The sequence below is a fragment of the Streptomyces sp. NPDC001843 genome (assembly GCF_042891955.1).
Lineage (GTDB): Bacteria > Actinomycetota > Actinomycetes > Streptomycetales > Streptomycetaceae > Streptomyces.
In genome coordinates this window covers 261,286-278,946 of record NZ_JBIATQ010000001.1, presented here as the reverse complement: position 1 = coordinate 278,946, position 17,661 = coordinate 261,286, and the positions used below count along the sequence as shown (strand labels likewise).

Genomic DNA, 17,661 nt, shown 5'->3' with positions numbered 1-17,661 from the left:
TTGTGATCGCCCTCTCCCTCGCCGAGATCGCAGCAGTCGTCGGCGGGCAGACGCACGACATACCGGATCCGTCCGTCCAGGTCACCGGGCCCGTGGTCCGCGACTCCCGGGAGGCGGTTCCGGGCAGCCTGTTCGTCGCCTTCGTCGGCGAGCGCGCCGACGGTCACGACTACGCGGCGCAGGTCGTGGCGGCCGGCGCGGTCGCCGTGCTGGCGTCGCGGCCCGTCGGCGTGCCCGCGATCGTCGTCGAGGACGTCCAGAGCGCCCTCGGCGCCCTCGCCCGGCACGTCGTACGACGGCTCGGCGCGACCCTCGTCGCGCTCACCGGCTCCGCGGGCAAGACCAGCACCAAGGACCTCATCGCCCAGGTGCTCCGGCGCAAGGCGCCGACGGTGTTCACCCCGGGCTCGCTCAACAACGAGATCGGGCTGCCGCTGACCGCCCTGTCCGCTACCGAGGAGACGCGCTTCCTTGTGCTGGAGATGGGCGCCCGAGGCATCGGCCACATCCGCTACCTCACCGAGCTGACCCCGCCGAAGGTGGGGCTCGTGCTCAACGTCGGCTCCGCCCACATCGGCGAGTTCGGAGGCCGCGAGCAGATCGCGCAGGCGAAGGGCGAGCTCGTGGAGGCCCTGCCCCCGGCCGAGGACGGCGGGGCCGCGATCCTCAACGCCGACGACCCCCTGGTCCGGGCCATGGCCTCCCGTACCCAGGCGAAGGTGATCCTTTTCGGAGAGTCGGCCGAAGCGGACGTACGCGCCGAGAACGTGCGACTCACGGACAGCGGACAGCCCTCGTTCAGGCTTCACACACCCTCCGGTGCAAGTGATGTGACCATGCGCCTGTACGGTGAGCACCACGTGTCGAACGCGCTCGCCGCGGCCGCCGTCGCCCATGAGCTGGGCATGTCCGCGGAAGAGATCGCCACCGCGCTCTCCGAGGCGGGCTCCCTCTCCCGCTGGCGCATGGAGGTCACCGAGCGCCCGGACGGCGTGACCATCGTCAACGACGCCTACAACGCCAACCCCGAGTCCATGCGGGCCGCCCTCAGGGCACTCGCGGCCATGGGCCAGGGGCGCCGCACGTGGGCGGTGCTCGGCAAGATGGCCGAGCTGGGGGACGAGGCGCTCGCCGAGCACGACGCCGTCGGACGGCTCGCCGTCCGGCTCAACGTCAGCAAGCTCGTCGCGGTCGGGGGGATCGAAGCCTCCTGGCTGCAACTGGGCGCATATAACGAGGGTTCGTGGGGTGAGGAGTCGGTGCACGTGTCCGACGCACAGGCGGCGGTCCACCTGTTGCGCAGCGAGTTGCGCCCGGGGGATGTCGTGCTCGTGAAGGCGTCCCGTTCGGTGGGGCTGGAGAGCGTTGCCCAGGCGCTCGTCGAGAGCGGTGCCGAGGGTGAGGTTGCCGCCCGATGATGAACCAGATCCTGTTCTCGGGAGTCATTGGTCTCTTCCTGACGCTGGTCGGCACCCCGCTGCTGATCAAGCTCCTCGCGCGCAAGGGTTACGGCCAGTACATCCGTGACGACGGTCCGCGTGAGCACGCCAGCAAGCGCGGTACGCCGACCATGGGCGGTATCGCGTTCATCCTGGCCACGATCGCCGCCTACTTCCTCAGCAAGGTGATCAGCGGCAAGCCGGTGACGTACTCCGGGCTGCTGGTCCTCGGCCTGATGGCGGGCATGGGCCTGGTCGGCTTCCTGGACGACTACATCAAGATCGTCAAGCGGCGTTCGCTGGGTCTGCGGGCCAAGGCGAAGATGGCCGGCCAGCTGATCGTCGGTATCGGCTTCGCCGTGCTGTCGCTGATGTTCTCCGACTCGCGCGGCAACACCCCGGCGTCCACGAAGCTTTCGTTCATCACGGACTTCGGCTGGTCGATCGGCCCGGTGCTGTTCGTGGTCTGGGCGCTGTTCATGATCCTGGCGATGTCGAACGGCGTGAACCTGACGGACGGCCTGGACGGCCTGGCCACCGGTGCCTCCGTTCTCGTCTTCGGCGCCTACACCTTCATCGGTGTCTGGCAGTTCCAGGAGTCCTGCGCCAACGCCCAGACGCTGACCAACCCGAACGCCTGCTACGAGGTGCGCGACCCGCTCGACCTGGCCGTCGTCGCCTCCGCGCTGATGGGCGCCTGCCTCGGCTTCCTGTGGTGGAACACCTCGCCCGCCAAGATCTTCATGGGGGACACCGGTTCGCTCGCCCTCGGCGGCGTCCTCACGGGCCTGGCCATCCTCTCCCGCACGGAGCTGCTGGTGGCCATCATGGGCGGACTGTTCGTCCTCATCACCATGTCGGTCGTCATCCAGGTCGGCTCCTTCCGGCTCACCGGCAAGCGCGTCTTCCGGATGGCGCCACTCCAGCACCACTTCGAACTCAAGGGCTGGTCCGAAGTCCTTGTGGTGGTCCGGTTCTGGATCATCCAGGGCATCTGTGTGATTGTCGGATTGGGTCTCTTCTATGCGGGATGGGCAGCGGACAAGTGACCTCCTCGGTGCCTGAAGGATCTTCGGAGTTCCAGGGCAAGCACGTCACCGTCGCCGGGCTGGGCGTCTCCGGCGTCCCGGCGGCCAAGGTGCTGCACGGCCTCGGCGCGCGGGTCACCGTCGTCAACGACGGCGACGACGACCGCGCGCGGGCCCAGGCGGCCGAACTGGAGGCGCTCGGCGTCACCGTGCGCCTCGGCGACGGCGACTCCCTGCCGGAGGGCACCGAACTCATCGTCACCGCGCCCGGCTGGAAGCCGGACAAGCCGCTGTTCACGGCGGCCGCCGAAGCGAACGTCCCGGTCTGGGGCGACGTCGAACTCGCCTGGCGGCTGCGCGGCCCCGACGCCGCGCGCTGGCTGGCCGTCACCGGCACCAACGGCAAGACCACCACCGTCCAGATGCTCGCCTCCATCCTCCAGGCGGCTGGCCTGCGCACCGCGGCCGTCGGCAACATCGGCGTCTCGCTGCTGGACGCCGTGCTCGGTGACCAGGAGTACGACGTCCTCGCCGTGGAGCTGTCCAGCTACCAGCTGCACTGGGCGCCCTCCCTGCGCGCGCACTCCGCCGCGGTGCTCAACCTCGCCCCCGACCACCTCGACTGGCACGGCTCCATGGAGGCCTACGCCGCCGACAAGGGCCGCATCTACCAGGGCAACCGGGTCGCCTGCGTCTACAACGTCGCCGACAAACTCACCGAGGACCTGGTGCGCGAGGCGGACGTCGAGGAGGGCTGCCGGGCCATCGGCTTCACCCTCGGCACCCCGGGGCCCTCCCAACTCGGCGTGGTGGACGGCATCCTGGTCGACCGTGCCTTCGTCGAGAACCGGCACAAGAACGCCCAGGAGCTCGCCGAGGTCTCGGACGTCAACCCGCCCGCTCCGCACAACATCGCCAACGCCCTTGCCGCGGCGGCCCTCGCGCGCGCCTTCGGGGTGCCCCCGCAGGCCGTACGGGACGGCCTGCGGGCCTTCACCCCGGACGCCCACCGCATCGCGAAGGTGGCGGAGCTGGAGGGCGTGACGTACGTCGACGACTCGAAGGCCACCAACACCCACGCCGCGGAAGCCTCCTTGGCGGCGTACGAGTCGATCGTGTGGATCGCGGGCGGTCTGGCGAAGGGCGCCGCCTTCGACGAGCTGGTCGCCAAGTCGGCAAAGCGACTTCGCGCCGCCGTCCTCATCGGCGCCGACCGCGCCCTGATCCGTGACGCCCTGGCGCGACACGCCCCGGAAGTACCCGTCGTCGACCTCGACCGGACCGACACTGGGGCGATGCTCCAGGCGGTGACGGAAGCCAAGCGGCTGGCGGTCGCCGGCGACACGGTGCTGCTTGCGCCGGCCTGCGCCTCCATGGACATGTTCACCAACTACAACCAGCGCGGTGACGCGTTCGCGGAGGCGGTTCGCGAACTCGGCGCGGGCGCCTGACGACGGGTCCCGTCTCAGCGGGTGCTTCGGGGCCCCTGGAGGGACGCGTGAGACGGATGTGGCTGAAGGTCGGGAGGATCCGGTGATGTCCGGTAGCCGTACGGGCCGGCCTCCGGTCCAGCGGGCCGTCAGGCGGCCCGTGGCGCCCCGGCCGCCCCGCGACAATCCGGTACGGCGGTTCGTCACGCGCGCGCGGAGGGCCTGGGACCGGCCGCTGACCGCCTACTACCTGATCCTGGGTGGCAGTGTGCTGATCACCGTGCTGGGCCTGGTGATGGTCTACTCGGCCTCGCAGATCACCGCGCTGCAGCTGTCACTGCCGGGGTCGTACTTCTTCCGCAAGCAGTTCCTTGCCGCGGCCATCGGCGGCGTGCTGATGTTCGTCGCCTCCCGGATGCCGGTGAAGCTGCACCGGGCGCTGGCCTACCCGATCCTCGCGGGCGCCGTCTTCCTGATGGCCCTCGTACAGGTCCCCGGGATAGGGATGGCGGTCAACGGCAACCAGAACTGGATCTCGCTCGGCGGCTCCTTCCAGATCCAGCCCAGCGAGTTCGGCAAGCTGGCGCTGGTGCTCTGGGGCGCCGACCTGATGGCGCGCAAGCACGACCGGAAACTGCTGACCCAGTGGAAGCACATGCTGGTGCCGCTCGTGCCGGTCTCCTTCCTGCTGCTCGGGCTGATCATGCTCGGCGGCGACATGGGCACCGCGATCATCCTCACCGCGATCCTCTTCGGGCTGCTGTGGCTGGCGGGGGCGCCGACCCGGCTGTTCGTCGGCGTGCTGTCGGTCGCCGGCGCGATCGGTGTGCTCCTGATCAAGACCAGCCCCAACCGCATGGCCCGGCTGGCCTGCATCGGCGCCACCGAGCCCCGCTCGGGGGTGGCCGACTGCTGGCAGGCCGTGCACGGGATCTACGCCCTGGCCTCCGGCGGGCTCTTCGGCTCCGGGCTGGGCGCGAGTGTGGAAAAATGGGGCCAACTCCCCGAAGCCCACACCGATTTCATCTTCGCCGTCACCGGTGAGGAACTGGGCCTGGCGGGGACGCTGTCGGTGCTCGCCCTCTTCGCGGCTCTAGGCTATGCGGGTATCCGCGTGGCCGGACGCACGGAGGACCCCTTCGTGAGGTACGCCGCGGGAGGCGTGACCACCTGGATCACCGCCCAGGCAGTGATCAACATCGGTGCGGTGCTCGGCCTGCTGCCGATCGCCGGCGTCCCCCTCCCGCTGTTCTCCTACGGAGGGTCGGCCCTGCTGCCGACCATGTTCGCCATCGGGCTGCTGATCGCCTTCGCGCGCGACGAGCCCGCTGCGCGGGCGGCGCTTGCGATGCGGCAACCCCGCTTTGGTAGAAAACGGGGGACCGGAGGTCCTCGGGGGCCCCGGAGATGGAACACGATGCGACGGCGTGCCTCGGCGGCGCGCTCGTCCGGAGAGCGGTGAATTTCGGTGCATGTCGTACTCGCCGGTGGGGGGACCGCCGGCCACATCGAGCCCGCGCTCGCCCTCGCGGACGCCCTGCGCAGGCAGGACCCGACCGTGGGGATCACGGCCCTTGGCACGGAGCGCGGCCTGGAGACCCGGCTCGTCCCGGAGCGCGGCTACGAACTCGCGCTGATCCCGGCGGTGCCGCTGCCCCGTAAACCCACGCCGGAGCTGATCACCGTCCCGGGGCGGCTGCGCGGCACGATCAAGGCCGCCGAGCAGGTCCTGGAGCGCACCAAGGCGGACGCCGTGGTCGGCTTCGGCGGCTACGTCGCCCTGCCCGGCTACCTCGCCGCCAAGCGTCTCGGCGTGCCCATCGTGATCCACGAGGCGAACGCCCGCCCCGGCCTCGCCAACAAGATCGGCTCCCGCTACGCCGCCCGGGTCGCCGTCTCCACGCCCGACAGCAAGCTGCGCGACGCCCGCTACATCGGCATCCCGCTGCGCCGCTCCATCGCCACCCTGGACCGCGCCGCCGCTCGCCCCGAGGCCCGCGCGCGCTTCGGTCTCGACCCGAACCTGCCCACGCTGCTCGTCTCCGGCGGCTCGCAGGGCGCACGCCGCCTCAACGAGGTGGTCCAGCAGGTCGCCCCCTGGCTGCAGCAGGCCGGCATCCAGATCCTGCACGCGGTGGGCCCGAAGAACGAACTGCCGCAGGTGCATCAGATGCCGGGAATGCCGCCCTACATCCCGGTAAGTTACCTGGACCGGATGGACCTCGCGTACGCGGCGGCCGACATGATGCTCTGCCGTGCGGGCGCGATGACCGTCGCCGAACTCTCCGCCGTCGGGCTTCCGGCCGCCTACGTCCCGCTGCCCATCGGCAACGGCGAACAGCGGCTGAACGCCCAGCCGGTGGTCAAGGCCGGCGGCGGCCTCCTGGTCGACGACGCGGAACTCACGCCCGAGTGGGTGCAGCAGAACGTCCTGCCCGTGCTCGCCGACCCGCACCGGCTGTACGAGATGTCCCGCGCCGCCAGCGAGTTCGGCCGCCGGGACGCCGACGACCTGCTCGTCGGCATGGTGTACGAGGCGATCGCCTCGCGCCGATAGGACGATATGCACGGAGGGCAGTGAGTGTGGCCGGACCGACGACCGCCGAGCGCGGTGATCGCCAGCAGGAGTCGTCCGGCCCGCCGCCCGGAAGGCGGTTGGGAAAGCTCCGCCTTCCCCGCCTTCGTGGGATCGTCGTACTGGCTGCCGCACTCGTGCTCCTCGTCGCCGGAGTGGTCTGGACGCTGTACGGCTCCAAGTGGCTGCGGGTGGACCACGTCTCGGTCCAGGGGACCGTGGTTCTGACGCCCGAACAGGTCCGCCAGGCCGCCCGGGTGCCGGTCGGCAAGCCGCTGATCTCCGTCGACACCGATGCCATCGCCGCGCGGCTGCGCCGGAAACTGCCCCGGATCGACGAGGTCGAGGTCGTCCGCTCCTGGCCGCACGGAATCGGGCTGAAAGTAACCGAGCGTGTTCCGGTGCTCCTCATCGGGAAGGGCGGACGGTTCGTCGAAGTGGACAAGGAAGGTGTCCGTTTCGCCACCGTTTCGCAGGCGCCGAAAGGCGTTGCCGCTCTGAAACTGGATCCGCCCCGGTCCGGTTCGGCCACCGCGAGCCTGCGCCGCTTCGGCGAGGACCGTCTGGTCCGGGAGGCGGTGGACGTGGCAGGTGACATTCCGGCCAACGTCGCGCGGGAGACACGGGTCGTCAAGGTGCGTTCCTACGACGACATCTCGCTGGAGCTGAGCGGCGGGCGCACCGTCGAGTGGGGCAGCGGCGAGAACGGCCGCGCCAAGGCCCGCACACTCAACGCTCTCATGAAAGCCGCTCCCCGCGCAGGGCACTTCGACGTCAGCGTCCCCACCGCCCCGGCGTCATCGGGGAGTTGACGCACATCCGCGCAGGCCAGCACCCTGGTTGGGCACTGCTATGCCTGATCACATAGGGTGAAAAGAAAAACGGGAGGTTCGGCGTGTTCGTTGAACGTGCGCCACTTGTCGACTTAGTGTCCTGTTCAGAAGACTTCAAGGAACAGACACACTGGTAACCCTAAACTTCAGGGTTAGGGTTCGGGTCGGCGTTCAGGACCGTCCCATTCGGCATCCGTCGTCGGATCGCGAAGCGCAGTGCTTCGGTGGCCCGGCGACACGTAACTCGAGGCGAGAGGCCTTCGACGTGGCAGCACCGCAGAACTACCTCGCAGTCATCAAAGTCATCGGTGTCGGCGGCGGTGGTGTCAATGCCATCAACCGGATGATCGAGGTCGGTCTCAAGGGCGTCGAGTTCATCGCCATCAACACCGACGCACAGGCGCTGTTGATGAGCGACGCCGACGTCAAACTCGACGTCGGCCGCGAACTCACCCGCGGACTCGGCGCCGGAGCCAACCCGGCCGTCGGCCGCAAGGCCGCCGAGGATCACCGCGAGGAGATCGAGGAGGTCCTCAAGGGGGCCGACATGGTCTTCGTGACGGCCGGTGAAGGCGGCGGCACCGGCACCGGCGGCGCGCCCGTCGTGGCCAACATCGCGCGCTCCCTGGGTGCCCTCACCATCGGTGTGGTCACCCGTCCCTTCACCTTCGAGGGGCGGCGCCGCGCCAACCAGGCCGAGGACGGCATCGCCGAACTCCGCGAAGAGGTCGACACCCTCATCGTCATCCCCAACGACCGGCTGCTGTCCATCTCGGACCGCCAGGTCAGCGTGCTCGACGCGTTCAAGTCCGCGGACCAGGTGCTGCTGTCCGGTGTGCAGGGCATCACCGACCTCATCACCACCCCCGGCCTGATCAACCTGGACTTCGCCGACGTCAAGTCGGTCATGTCCGAGGCCGGTTCGGCCCTCATGGGCATCGGCTCGGCCCGCGGCGACGACCGCGCGGTGGCCGCCGCCGAGATGGCGATCTCCTCGCCGCTGCTGGAGGCCTCCATCGACGGCGCCCGGGGTGTCCTGCTCTCCATCTCCGGTGGCTCCGACCTCGGCCTGTTCGAGATCAACGAGGCCGCCCAGCTGGTCAGCGAGGCGGCCCACCCCGAGGCCAACATCATCTTCGGCGCGGTGATCGACGACGCCCTCGGCGACGAGGTCCGGGTCACGGTGATCGCGGCCGGCTTCGACGGGGGGCAGCCCCCGGCCCGCCGGGACAACGTCATCGGCTCGACGTCGTCGTCGTCCACCGCCCGCCGGGACGAGCCGGCCCCGGCGCGGCAGCCCGAGAGCCGTCCGTCCTTCGGCTCGCTCGGCAGCGTCACGCCCAAGGAGGAGCCGGAGCCCGCGGCGGTTCCCGAGCCGGTGGCCGAGATCCCGACCGCCCCGCCGGCCCCGCCGGCCCCGCGGACGTACTCGGACAGCGCCGCCGAGGAGCTGGACGTACCGGACTTCCTCAAGTGACGCTTCTGCCGTGATAGGACAGCACGAGATCGTGAGCGGCGCGCACTTCGCCTTCACCGACCGGTGGGGCGGGGTGAGCGCCGTTCCCTACGAGGAACTCAACCTCGGCGGTGCGGTCGGCGACGACCCCGGCGCCGTACGGACCAACCGCGAGCTGGCCGCGAAGTCCCTCGGTCTGGACCCGGCGCACGTGGTCTGGATGAACCAGGTGCACGGGGCGGACGTGGCCGTGATCGAGGAGCCCTGGGGCGACGGCCCGGTGCCGGAGGTCGACGCGATCGTCACCTCGCGGCCGGGACTCGCCCTCGCGGTGCTCACCGCCGACTGCACGCCGGTGCTGCTCGCCGACCCGGTCGCCCGGATCGCCGCCGCCGCCCACGCCGGGCGGCCCGGCATGGTCGCCGGGGTGGTTCCCGCCGCCGTACGGGCCATGGTCGAACTCGGTGCCGAGCCGGGCCGGATCGTCGCCCGCACCGGACCGGCGGTCTGCGGCCGGTGCTACGAGGTGCCGGAGGCGATGCGCGCCGAGGTGGCCGCGGTCGAGTCGGCGGCGCACGCGGAGACGAGTTGGGGCACCCCTGCGGTCGACGTGAGCGCCGGAGTGCACGCGCAGCTCGAGCGCCTCGGGGTGTGCGACCGGGAGCAGTCGCCGGTGTGCACGCTCGAATCGGGCGATCACTTCTCGTACCGCCGCGACCGCGCCACCGGGCGGCTCGCAGGCTATGTGTGGCTGGACTGATGCGGCATGCCGGACCGTAAGGGTGAACTCGCCGGAAACCTGGCGAAGGTGGAGGAGCGCATCGCCGCGGCCTGCGCGGCCGCCGGGCGGGAGCGGGGGGAGGTGACCCTGATCGTGGTCACCAAGACCTATCCGGCGAGCGATGTGCGGCTCCTGTCGGGGCTCGGTGTGCGCCACGTCGCCGAGAACCGGGACCAGGACGCGGCCCCCAAGGCCGCCGCCTGCTCGGATCTGCCCCTTTCCTGGCACTTTGTCGGCCAGTTGCAGACCAACAAGGTGCGCTCCGTGGTCGGTTACGCCGATGTCGTTCAGTCCGTGGACCGTCCCAAGCTCGTCACGGCCCTGTCGAGGGAGGCCGTCCGGGCCGGGCGCGAGGTGGGGTGCCTGATCCAGGTCGCGCTCGACGCGGGAGAGGGCGGGCGGGGCGAGCGCGGCGGCGTGGCACCCGGCGGCATCGAGGAGTTGGCCGGCCTGATCGCCGGCGCTCCGGGGCTGCGGCTCGACGGGCTCATGACCGTCGCGCCGCTCACCGGGGAGTACGCCGGGCGCCAACGGGCCGCTTTCGAGCGGTTGATGGATTTGTCGACCGACCTGCGCCGAGCCCATCCTGCTGCGAACATGGTGTCCGCAGGGATGAGTGCGGACCTCGAGGACGCCGTGGCGGCCGGAGCGACACATGTACGCATCGGCACCGCGGTACTCGGAGTCCGCGCCAGGCTCGGGTAACGTCGCCAAGAAGTCGGACCACAGCAGAAAATATGGTCAATGTCGCCGAAAGGCGGGCAGAACGACCTCGTGGATCGCAGGCACTTGGCAGTCGTCAGCCGATCCACCACAGAGCGGAGGACTCAGAGCATGGCCGGCGCGATGCGCAAGATGGCGGTCTACCTCGGCCTCGTGGAGGACGATGGGTACGACGGCCGCGGTTTCGACCCCGACGACGACTTCGAGCCCGAACTGGACCCGGAGCCGGAGCGGGACCATCGACGGCACGAGCCGTCACACCAGTCGCATCAGTCCCAAAGGGATGAATCGGTACGAGTCGTGCAGCCCCCCGCGCAGCGCGACCCGGTTTCTCACGCCGCTTCGCTCCCCGCGGAATCGAGCCGCCCGGCGCGGATCGCGCCCGTGGCGTCCATCACACAAGAACGTCAATCCCTGGAGAAGAACGCACCGGTGATCATGCCCAAGGTCGTGTCCGAACGAGAGCCTTACCGGATCACCACGCTTCACCCCCGGACCTACAACGAGGCCCGTACCATCGGGGAACACTTCCGTGAGGGCACACCGGTGATCATGAATCTGACTGAGATGGATGACACAGACGCGAAGCGACTTGTCGACTTTGCGGCCGGTTTGGTGTTTGGTCTTCACGGCAGCATCGAGCGGGTGACGCAGAAGGTGTTCCTGTTGTCTCCTGCTAACGTCGATGTCACGGCGGAGGACAAGGCCCGCATCGCAGAGGGCGGGTTCTTCAACCAGAGCTGAGAAGTACCAACGGAACGAAGCACGGAGCAGGGGAGAGGGAAGCACAGACCATGAGCGTGTTCGCGCAGGTGATCTACATCGCGCTGATGGTGTTCCTCATCGTGCTCATCTTCCGGCTGGTCATGGACTACGTCTTCCAGTTCGCCCGCTCGTGGCAACCCGGCAAGGCGATGGTGGTCGTACTGGAGGCCACCTACACTGTCACCGATCCACCGTTGAAGCTTCTGCGGCGGTTCATTCCGCCGCTGCGTCTCGGGGGCGTGGCGCTCGACCTGTCCTTCTTCGTACTGATGATCATCGTCTACGTCCTCATCAACATCGTGGGAAACCTGGTGGGGTGAACGTGGACGAAAGGTCTTGCCGACTGCCGATGACTACGTTGAGGTGAAGAGATGCCGTTGACCCCCGAGGACGTGCGGAACAAGCAGTTCACGACCGTCCGCCTCCGAGAAGGCTATGACGAGGACGAGGTCGATGCCTTCCTCGACGAGGTCGAAGCCGAACTGACCCGTCTGCTCCGCGAGAACGAGGACCTGCGGGCCAAGCTGGCCGCGGCCACGCGCGCGGCTGCGCAGAACCAGCAGAACATGCGCAAGCCCCCGGAGCAGGACCAGCAGCAGGGCGGAATGCAGCAGGGCGGAATGCAGCAAGGCGGTATGCAGCAAGGCGGCATGCAGCAGGGTGGCATGCCGCAGCAGGGCATGCGAGGTCCTGGCGCGCCCGTGCCCGCCGGAATATCGGGCCCGCCGCAGCAGCAGATGGGTGGCCCCATGGGTGGCCCGCCCCAGCTGCCGAGCGGTGCCCCGCAGCTGCCCGCCGGCCCCGGCGGTCAGGGCGGTCCGCAGGGTCCCGGCCCCATGGGCCAGGGTCCGATGGGCCAGGGCCCGATGGGTGGTCAGCCCCCCATGCAGCAGCAGATGGGCGGTCCGATGGGCGGCCCCATGGGCGGTCCGATGGGCGGCCCCGGTCAGGGCCCCGGTGGCGACAGCGCCGCCCGAGTCCTCTCGCTGGCCCAGCAGACCGCCGACCAGGCGATCGCCGAGGCCCGCTCCGAGGCCAACAAGATCGTCGGCGAGGCCCGCAGCCGCGCCGAGGGTCTTGAGCGTGACGCCCGCGCCAAGGCCGACGCGCTCGAGCGGGACGCGCAGGAGAAGCACCGCGTCGCCATGGGCTCCCTGGAGTCCGCGCGCGCCACGCTGGAGCGCAAGGTCGAGGACCTGCGTGGCTTCGAGCGCGAGTACCGTACGCGCCTGAAGTCGTACCTCGAGTCCCAGCTGCGTCAGCTGGAGACCCAGGCCGACGACTCCCTGGCGCCGCCGCGCACCCCGGCCACGGCCTCCCTCCCGCCGTCCCCGGCGCCCTCCATGGCACCGGCCGGCGCGAGCGCCCCGTCCTACGGCGGCAACCAGCCCATGGGCGGTGCGCCGAGCCCCGCTGCCCCGTCCTACGGTGGCCAGCAGCAGATGACCCCGGCGATGACCCAGCCGATGGCTCCGGTCCGCCCGCAGGGGCCGTCGCCGATGGGCCAGGCTCCCTCGCCGATGCGCGGGTTCCTGATCGATGAGGACGACAACTGACGGCCGGCACGGTCAGTAGTACGCCGTAGGCGTCGGCAGCGTTCAGGGGCGGGGCCCCGGACTTCGGTCCGGGGCCCCGCCCTTTTTACGCGTGTTGACGCCGGCCGGTGGGTTCTTCATACCGAAGGCCCGGCCCCATCGGGGGCCGGGCCTTCGGCTTGCTCCTCGGCTACACCTTGCGCAAGCGGAACGTCAGGCTCAGGCCTTCGTCGGTGAAGGGTTCGCCGTAGCCGCCGTCGGCCTCGCCCTGGGCGAAGTCGGTCGCGAGGACCTCCTCGGCGATGAGCCCGGCGTGCCCGGTGAGCGCCGCGACGACCGCCGGGTCCGTGGACGTCCAGCGCAGCGCGATGCGGTCGGCCACGTCCAGGCCACTGTTCTTGCGGGCCTCCTGGATCAGCCGGATGGCGTCACGGGCCAGGCCCGCCTGCCGCAGCTCCTCGGTGATCTCCAGGTCGAGGGCGACCGTGGCACCGGAGTCGGACGCCACCGACCAGCCCTCGCGCGGGGTCTCGGTGATGATCACCTCGTCGGGGGCGAGGCCGACCGTCTCACCCTCGACCTCCACCGACGCAGTGCCCTCGCGCAGGGCCAGGGACAGGGCGGCGGCGTCGGCCGCGGCGATCGCCTTCGCCACGTCCTGGACGCGCTTGCCGAACCGCTTGCCCAGTGCCCGGAAGTTGGCCTTCGCCGTCGTGTCGACCAGCGAGCCGCCGACCTCGCTGAGCGACGCCAGCGCCTCGACGTTCAGCTCCTCGGTGATCTGCGCGTGCAGTTCGGTGTCGAGGGTGTCGAAGCCCGCCGCGGCCACCAGCGCCCGCTTCAGCGGCTGACGCGTCTTCACACCCGACTCCGCGCGCGTGGCGCGGCCCAGCTCCACCAGGCGGCGGACCAGGACCATCTGCCTCGACAGCTCCGGGTCGATCGCCGACAGGTCCGCCTCGGGCCAGGAGGTCAGGTGGACGGACTCCGGGGCGCCGGGGGTGACCGGCACGACCAGGTCCTGCCAGACCCGCTCGGTGATGAACGGGGTCAGCGGGGCCATCAGCTTGGTGACCGTCTCCACGACCTCGTGCAGGGTGCGCAGCGCCGCCTTGTCGCCCTGCCAGAAGCGGCGCCGGGAGCGGCGGACGTACCAGTTGGACAGGTCGTCGACGAAGGCCGACAGCAGCTTGCCGGCGCGCTGGGTGTCGTAGGCCTCCAGGGCCTGGGTGACCTGGTCGGTCAGCGCGTGCAGCTCGGACAGCAGCCAGCGGTCCAGCAGCGGGCGGTCGGCCGGGGCCGGGTCGGCCGCGCTGGGCGCCCAGCCGGACGTACGGGCGTACAGGGCCTGGAAGGCGACCGTGTTCCAGTACGTGAGGAGGGTCTTGCGGACGACCTCCTGGATGGTGCCGTGGCCCACCCGGCGGGCCGCCCAGGGGGAGCCGCCGGCGGCCATGAACCAGCGCACCGCGTCGGCGCCGTGCTGGTCCATGAGCGGGATCGGCTGCAGGGTGTTGCCCAGGTGCTTGGACATCTTGCGGCCGTCCTCGGCGAGGATGTGGCCCAGGCAGACGACGTTCTCGTACGACGACCTGTCGAAGACCAGGGTGCCGACGGCCATGAGGGTGTAGAACCACCCGCGGGTCTGGTCGATGGCCTCGGAGATGAACTGAGCCGGGTACCGGCTCTCGAACAGCTCCTTGTTCTTGTACGGGTAGCCCCACTGGGCGAACGGCATCGAGCCGGAGTCGTACCAGGCGTCGATGACCTCCGGCACGCGCGTGGCCGTCGCCCCGCAGCCCTCGTGCGGGCAGGTGAAGGTGACCTCGTCGATGAACGGGCGGTGCGGGTCCAGCTCCGACTGGTCGGTGCCGGTCAGCTCGGTGAGCTCCGCGCGGGAGCCGACGCAGGTGAGGTGGTTCTCCTCGCAGCGCCAGATCGGCAGCGGGGTGCCCCAGTAGCGGTTGCGGGAGAGCGCCCAGTCGATGTTGTTGTTCAGCCAGTCGCCGAAGCGGCCGTGCTTGACCGTCTCCGGGTGCCAGTTGGTCTTCTCGTTCTCCTGGATCAGGCGGTCCTTGACCGCCGTGGTGCGGATGTACCAGGAGGGCTGCGCGTAGTACAGCAGCGCGGTGTGGCAGCGCCAGCAGTGCGGGTAGCTGTGCTCGTACGCGAGGTGCTTGAAGAGCAGACCGCGCGCCTGGAGGTCCTCGGTGAGCTTTTCGTCCGCCTTCTTGAAGAAGACACCGCCCACCAGCGGTACGTCCTCCTCGAACGTGCCGTCCGGGCGGACGGGGTTCACGACCGGCAGGCCGTACGCGCGGCAGACCTTGAGGTCGTCCTCACCGAAGGCGGGGGACTGGTGGACGAGGCCCGTGCCGTCCTCGGTGGTGACGTACTCGGCGTTCACCACGTAGTGGGCGGGCTCCGGGAACTCCACCAGCTCGAACGGGCGCCGGTACGTCCAGCGCTCCATCTCGGCGCCGGTGAAGGTCTGGCCGGTGGTCTCCCAGCCCTCGCCGAGCGCCTTGCCGACGAGCGGCTCGGCGACGACGAGCTTCTCCGCGCCGTCGGTCACGACGACGTACCGGACCTCAGGGTGCGCGGCGACCGCGGTGTTGGAGACCAGCGTCCACGGAGTGGTCGTCCACACCAGGAGCGCTGCCTCGCCGGCCAGTGGGCCGGAGGTGAGCGGGAAACGGACGTACACGGAGGGGTCGACGACCGTCTCGTAGCCCTGCGCGAGCTCGTGGTCGGACAGGCCGGTGCCGCAGCGGGGGCACCAGGGGGCGACGCGGTGGTCCTGGACCAGCAGGCCCTTGCCGAAGATCTCCTTCAGCGACCACCAGACCGACTCGACGTACTCCGGGTTCATGGTCCAGTAGGCGTCGTCGAGGTCGACCCAGTAACCCATGCGGGTCGTGAGCGCTTCGAAGGCGTCGGTGTGCCGGGTCACCGACTCGCGGCACTTGGCGTTGAACGCGGCGATGCCGTACGCCTCGATGTCCTGCTTGCCGGAGAAGCCGAGCTCCTTCTCGACCGCCAGCTCCACCGGGAGGCCGTGGCAGTCCCAGCCGGCCTTGCGGGCCACGTGGTAGCCGCGCATGGTGCGGAAGCGCGGGAAGACGTCCTTGAAGACGCGGGCCTCGATGTGGTGGGCGCCGGGCATGCCGTTCGCGGTGGGCGGGCCCTCGTAGAACACCCACTCCGGGCGGCCTTCGGACTGCTCCAGGCTCTTGGCGAAGATCTTCTGCTCGCGCCAGAAGTCGAGCACCGCGTGCTCGAGCGCGGGCAGGTCGACCTGGGCGGGTACCTGGCGGTACGTCGGCGCTGTCATCAGCGAGCTTCCTCCAACGGATGTGCTGCCTTCCGTCGGAGGGACGAGAGCCGTATGTGTCACGTGCGCCGGGTGCGGCGCGCTCCCGCGGTACCACCCTCCTTGGCCCTCCGTGCGCCTGGCACGCCGGCGAGCCCCCTCATTGAGGTCGCGAAGCCGGTTCTACTGGCCGCGATGGTGCTGCGGCTTTCTTCCGGCGGCTCCGGGGTGATCTTCACGTCGCGCTCGCCCCCGGGCTTCCACCGTCCCCGGGTCGCTCTGGGCTGCGTACGCCGCTACTCGTCCCCATCCACGCTTTTCGCTCCGCCCAGTGTACGGCGCCGCGATGACAGCGGCAGAACGATTTCGGGTGCGGGGAGGAGGACGATGGGGAAGGGATGGTATGTCCCGAATGTGACCTGAATGGCGAGGTACGCGTGTTCGGATCCCGGGATGCCCGGCTCGGCGGATTACCCGGCTGGGAGCTGGGCACAACGCATGCATGCTTGTCGCGCGCGGGTCGCGGGGCGGGCGGATCGGGCGGCGTGCCCCGTTGCCGCGGGACTCGAGTCGATTTATCGTCCCAGCACGATTCGCGAGCGAAATCACAATATGTGAAGGGGCCGCGGCCATGGTGGCGAAGAAGACCGCGAGGGGCTCCGCCGAAGGGGCCGCCGAGCAGGGAGTGCGCGGGGCGGACGGGGCGCAGAAGACCGCGGTGCGCAAGACCGGGACCGCGGCCACGAAGACGGTGCGTGCGAAGGCCCCGGCCAAGAAGACCGTGGCCAAGAAGACGGCGGGCGAGAAGGCGGCGGGCGAGAAGGCGGCGGGCGAGAAGGCGGCGGCCGCCTCTCCCACGGCCTCCGCCGGGAAGACCGCCACCAGGAAGGTGACGACCGGGGCCGAGGGCGTGAAGGGAGCCACCAGGAAGTCCGCTGCCAGGAAGACGCCGGTCGCGGGTGCCGGTGACGAAAAGACGGTGGCCAAGGGGGACGGGTCCGGGAAGGCTGCGGTCAAGGGGGCCGGGGCGGGGAAGGGTGTCGCAGAGAAGGCGGTGACGGGGAGCGCCGGCAAGGGACGGCGCGGCAAGGGGACCGGCGCCGGGAGCGGCCCCGCCGGAGCAGTGAGCGGCGAGGGCGAGGCGGCCGCGCGGGCCGCCGGAAGTGACGCGGGCACCGAGGAGGCGGTGGCCGGGAAGAGTTCGGCCAAGAAGGCGGGCGCGGCGCAGGCCGCGAAGCAGACGGGAGCCACGACGGTGGTTGCGAAGAAGACTCCTGGCACGGCCACGGCGGCGAAGACGGCCGTCCCCAAGGCACGCCTCGCCGCGGTGAAGCCCGGCGAGCTCGCGGTGCGCCCCGGTGAGGACCCCTGGACCGCTGAGGAGGTCGAGGAGGCACGCGCCGAGCTGCAGTCCGAGGAGGCCCGGCTCAGCACCGAGATCACCACCTCGGAGCAGTCCCTGGTGGGGCTCATGCGGGACTCCGGGGACGGCGCCGGCGACGACCAGGCCGACACCGGCACCAAGAACATCACGCGGGAGCACGAGATGGCGCTGGCCGCCAACGCGCGTGAGATGCTCATCCAGACCGAGCGTGCCCTGGAACGGCTCGACGCGGGCACGTACGGTCTGTGCGAGAACTGCGGCAACCCCATCGGCAAGGCCCGTATGCAGGCCTTCCCGAGGGCGACCCTGTGCGTGGAGTGCAAGCAGAAGCAGGAACGCCGGTACTGACCGCTCCCGGCGCCCGCCGGGGGGTGCCGTAGTCTCGTCTGAAGTCAGGTA

General features: G+C 70.3%; 14 protein-coding genes. 13 read left to right on the top strand and 1 reads right to left on the bottom strand.

What is annotated here, in order from left to right; genetic code table 11:
* Positions 1–2 precede the first annotated feature (2 nt).
* The 12 genes from murF to ACFYZQ_RS01225 all read left to right on the top strand — a co-directional run bounded on the left by murF (position 3) and on the right by ACFYZQ_RS01225 (position 12,586).
* On the top strand, positions 3–1,418 hold the full coding sequence (murF, locus tag ACFYZQ_RS01280; RefSeq protein WP_389140355.1) for a UDP-N-acetylmuramoyl-tripeptide--D-alanyl-D-alanine ligase: 1,416 nt from the start codon (positions 3–5) through the stop codon (positions 1,416–1,418).
* Positions 1,415–2,488: a phospho-N-acetylmuramoyl-pentapeptide-transferase gene (gene mraY, locus ACFYZQ_RS01275; RefSeq protein WP_389140353.1), complete on the top strand. Its 1,074-nt coding sequence runs from the start codon at positions 1,415–1,417 to the stop codon at positions 2,486–2,488. The genes murF and mraY overlap by 4 nt, the downstream gene beginning before the upstream one ends.
* The gene (gene murD, locus ACFYZQ_RS01270; RefSeq protein WP_389140351.1) at positions 2,470–3,918 is read left to right on the top strand and encodes a UDP-N-acetylmuramoyl-L-alanine--D-glutamate ligase; all 1,449 of its coding nucleotides are present in this window, start codon (positions 2,470–2,472) and stop codon (positions 3,916–3,918) included. Before mraY ends, murD begins: the two co-directional genes overlap by 19 nt.
* An 85-nt stretch (positions 3,919–4,003) precedes the next feature.
* Complete coding sequence (ftsW, locus tag ACFYZQ_RS01265) at positions 4,004–5,359, top strand: putative lipid II flippase FtsW (protein WP_389140349.1); 1,356 nt, start codon at positions 4,004–4,006, stop codon at positions 5,357–5,359.
* A 6-nt stretch (positions 5,360–5,365) separates the two neighbouring features.
* A complete protein-coding gene (gene murG, locus ACFYZQ_RS01260; protein ID WP_389140347.1) occupies positions 5,366–6,454 on the top strand; it encodes an undecaprenyldiphospho-muramoylpentapeptide beta-N-acetylglucosaminyltransferase in 1,089 nt (362 codons plus the stop codon).
* 26 nt (positions 6,455–6,480) lie between these two features.
* Entirely contained in the window at positions 6,481–7,284 is an 804-nt protein-coding gene (locus ACFYZQ_RS01255; protein ID WP_389140345.1) for a cell division protein FtsQ/DivIB, read from the top strand.
* 286 nt (positions 7,285–7,570) lie between these two features.
* On the top strand, positions 7,571–8,782 hold the full coding sequence (gene ftsZ, locus ACFYZQ_RS01250) for a cell division protein FtsZ (protein WP_389140343.1): 1,212 nt from the start codon (positions 7,571–7,573) through the stop codon (positions 8,780–8,782).
* Between the two features lie 10 nt (positions 8,783–8,792).
* Positions 8,793–9,521, top strand: a complete 729-nt coding sequence (gene pgeF / locus ACFYZQ_RS01245) for a peptidoglycan editing factor PgeF (RefSeq protein ID WP_389140342.1) — start codon at positions 8,793–8,795, stop codon at positions 9,519–9,521.
* Between the two features lie 6 nt (positions 9,522–9,527).
* Complete coding sequence (locus ACFYZQ_RS01240) at positions 9,528–10,247, top strand: YggS family pyridoxal phosphate-dependent enzyme (RefSeq protein WP_389140340.1); 720 nt, start codon at positions 9,528–9,530, stop codon at positions 10,245–10,247.
* 129 nt (positions 10,248–10,376) lie between these two features.
* The gene (locus ACFYZQ_RS01235) at positions 10,377–11,009 is read left to right on the top strand and encodes a cell division protein SepF (protein ID WP_388788598.1); all 633 of its coding nucleotides are present in this window, start codon (positions 10,377–10,379) and stop codon (positions 11,007–11,009) included.
* A 50-nt stretch (positions 11,010–11,059) separates the two neighbouring features.
* Positions 11,060–11,350 carry a YggT family protein gene (locus ACFYZQ_RS01230; RefSeq protein ID WP_388788601.1) on the top strand — a complete coding sequence of 97 codons (291 nt, stop codon included), beginning with the start codon at positions 11,060–11,062 and terminating at the stop codon, positions 11,348–11,350.
* Positions 11,351–11,401: 51 nt separating this feature from the next.
* A complete protein-coding gene (locus ACFYZQ_RS01225; protein ID WP_389140338.1) occupies positions 11,402–12,586 on the top strand; it encodes a DivIVA domain-containing protein in 1,185 nt (394 codons plus the stop codon).
* Between the two features lie 169 nt (positions 12,587–12,755).
* Here the strand turns inward: ACFYZQ_RS01225 and ileS are convergent, their stop codons facing one another.
* A complete protein-coding gene (gene ileS, locus ACFYZQ_RS01220) occupies positions 12,756–15,899 on the bottom strand; it encodes an isoleucine--tRNA ligase (protein ID WP_389140336.1) in 3,144 nt (1,047 codons plus the stop codon).
* A 610-nt stretch (positions 15,900–16,509) separates the two neighbouring features.
* Between ileS and ACFYZQ_RS01215 the strand changes: the two genes are divergently transcribed.
* The gene (locus tag ACFYZQ_RS01215; RefSeq protein WP_389140334.1) at positions 16,510–17,610 is read left to right on the top strand and encodes a TraR/DksA C4-type zinc finger protein; all 1,101 of its coding nucleotides are present in this window, start codon (positions 16,510–16,512) and stop codon (positions 17,608–17,610) included.
* Positions 17,611–17,661 lie beyond the last annotated feature (51 nt).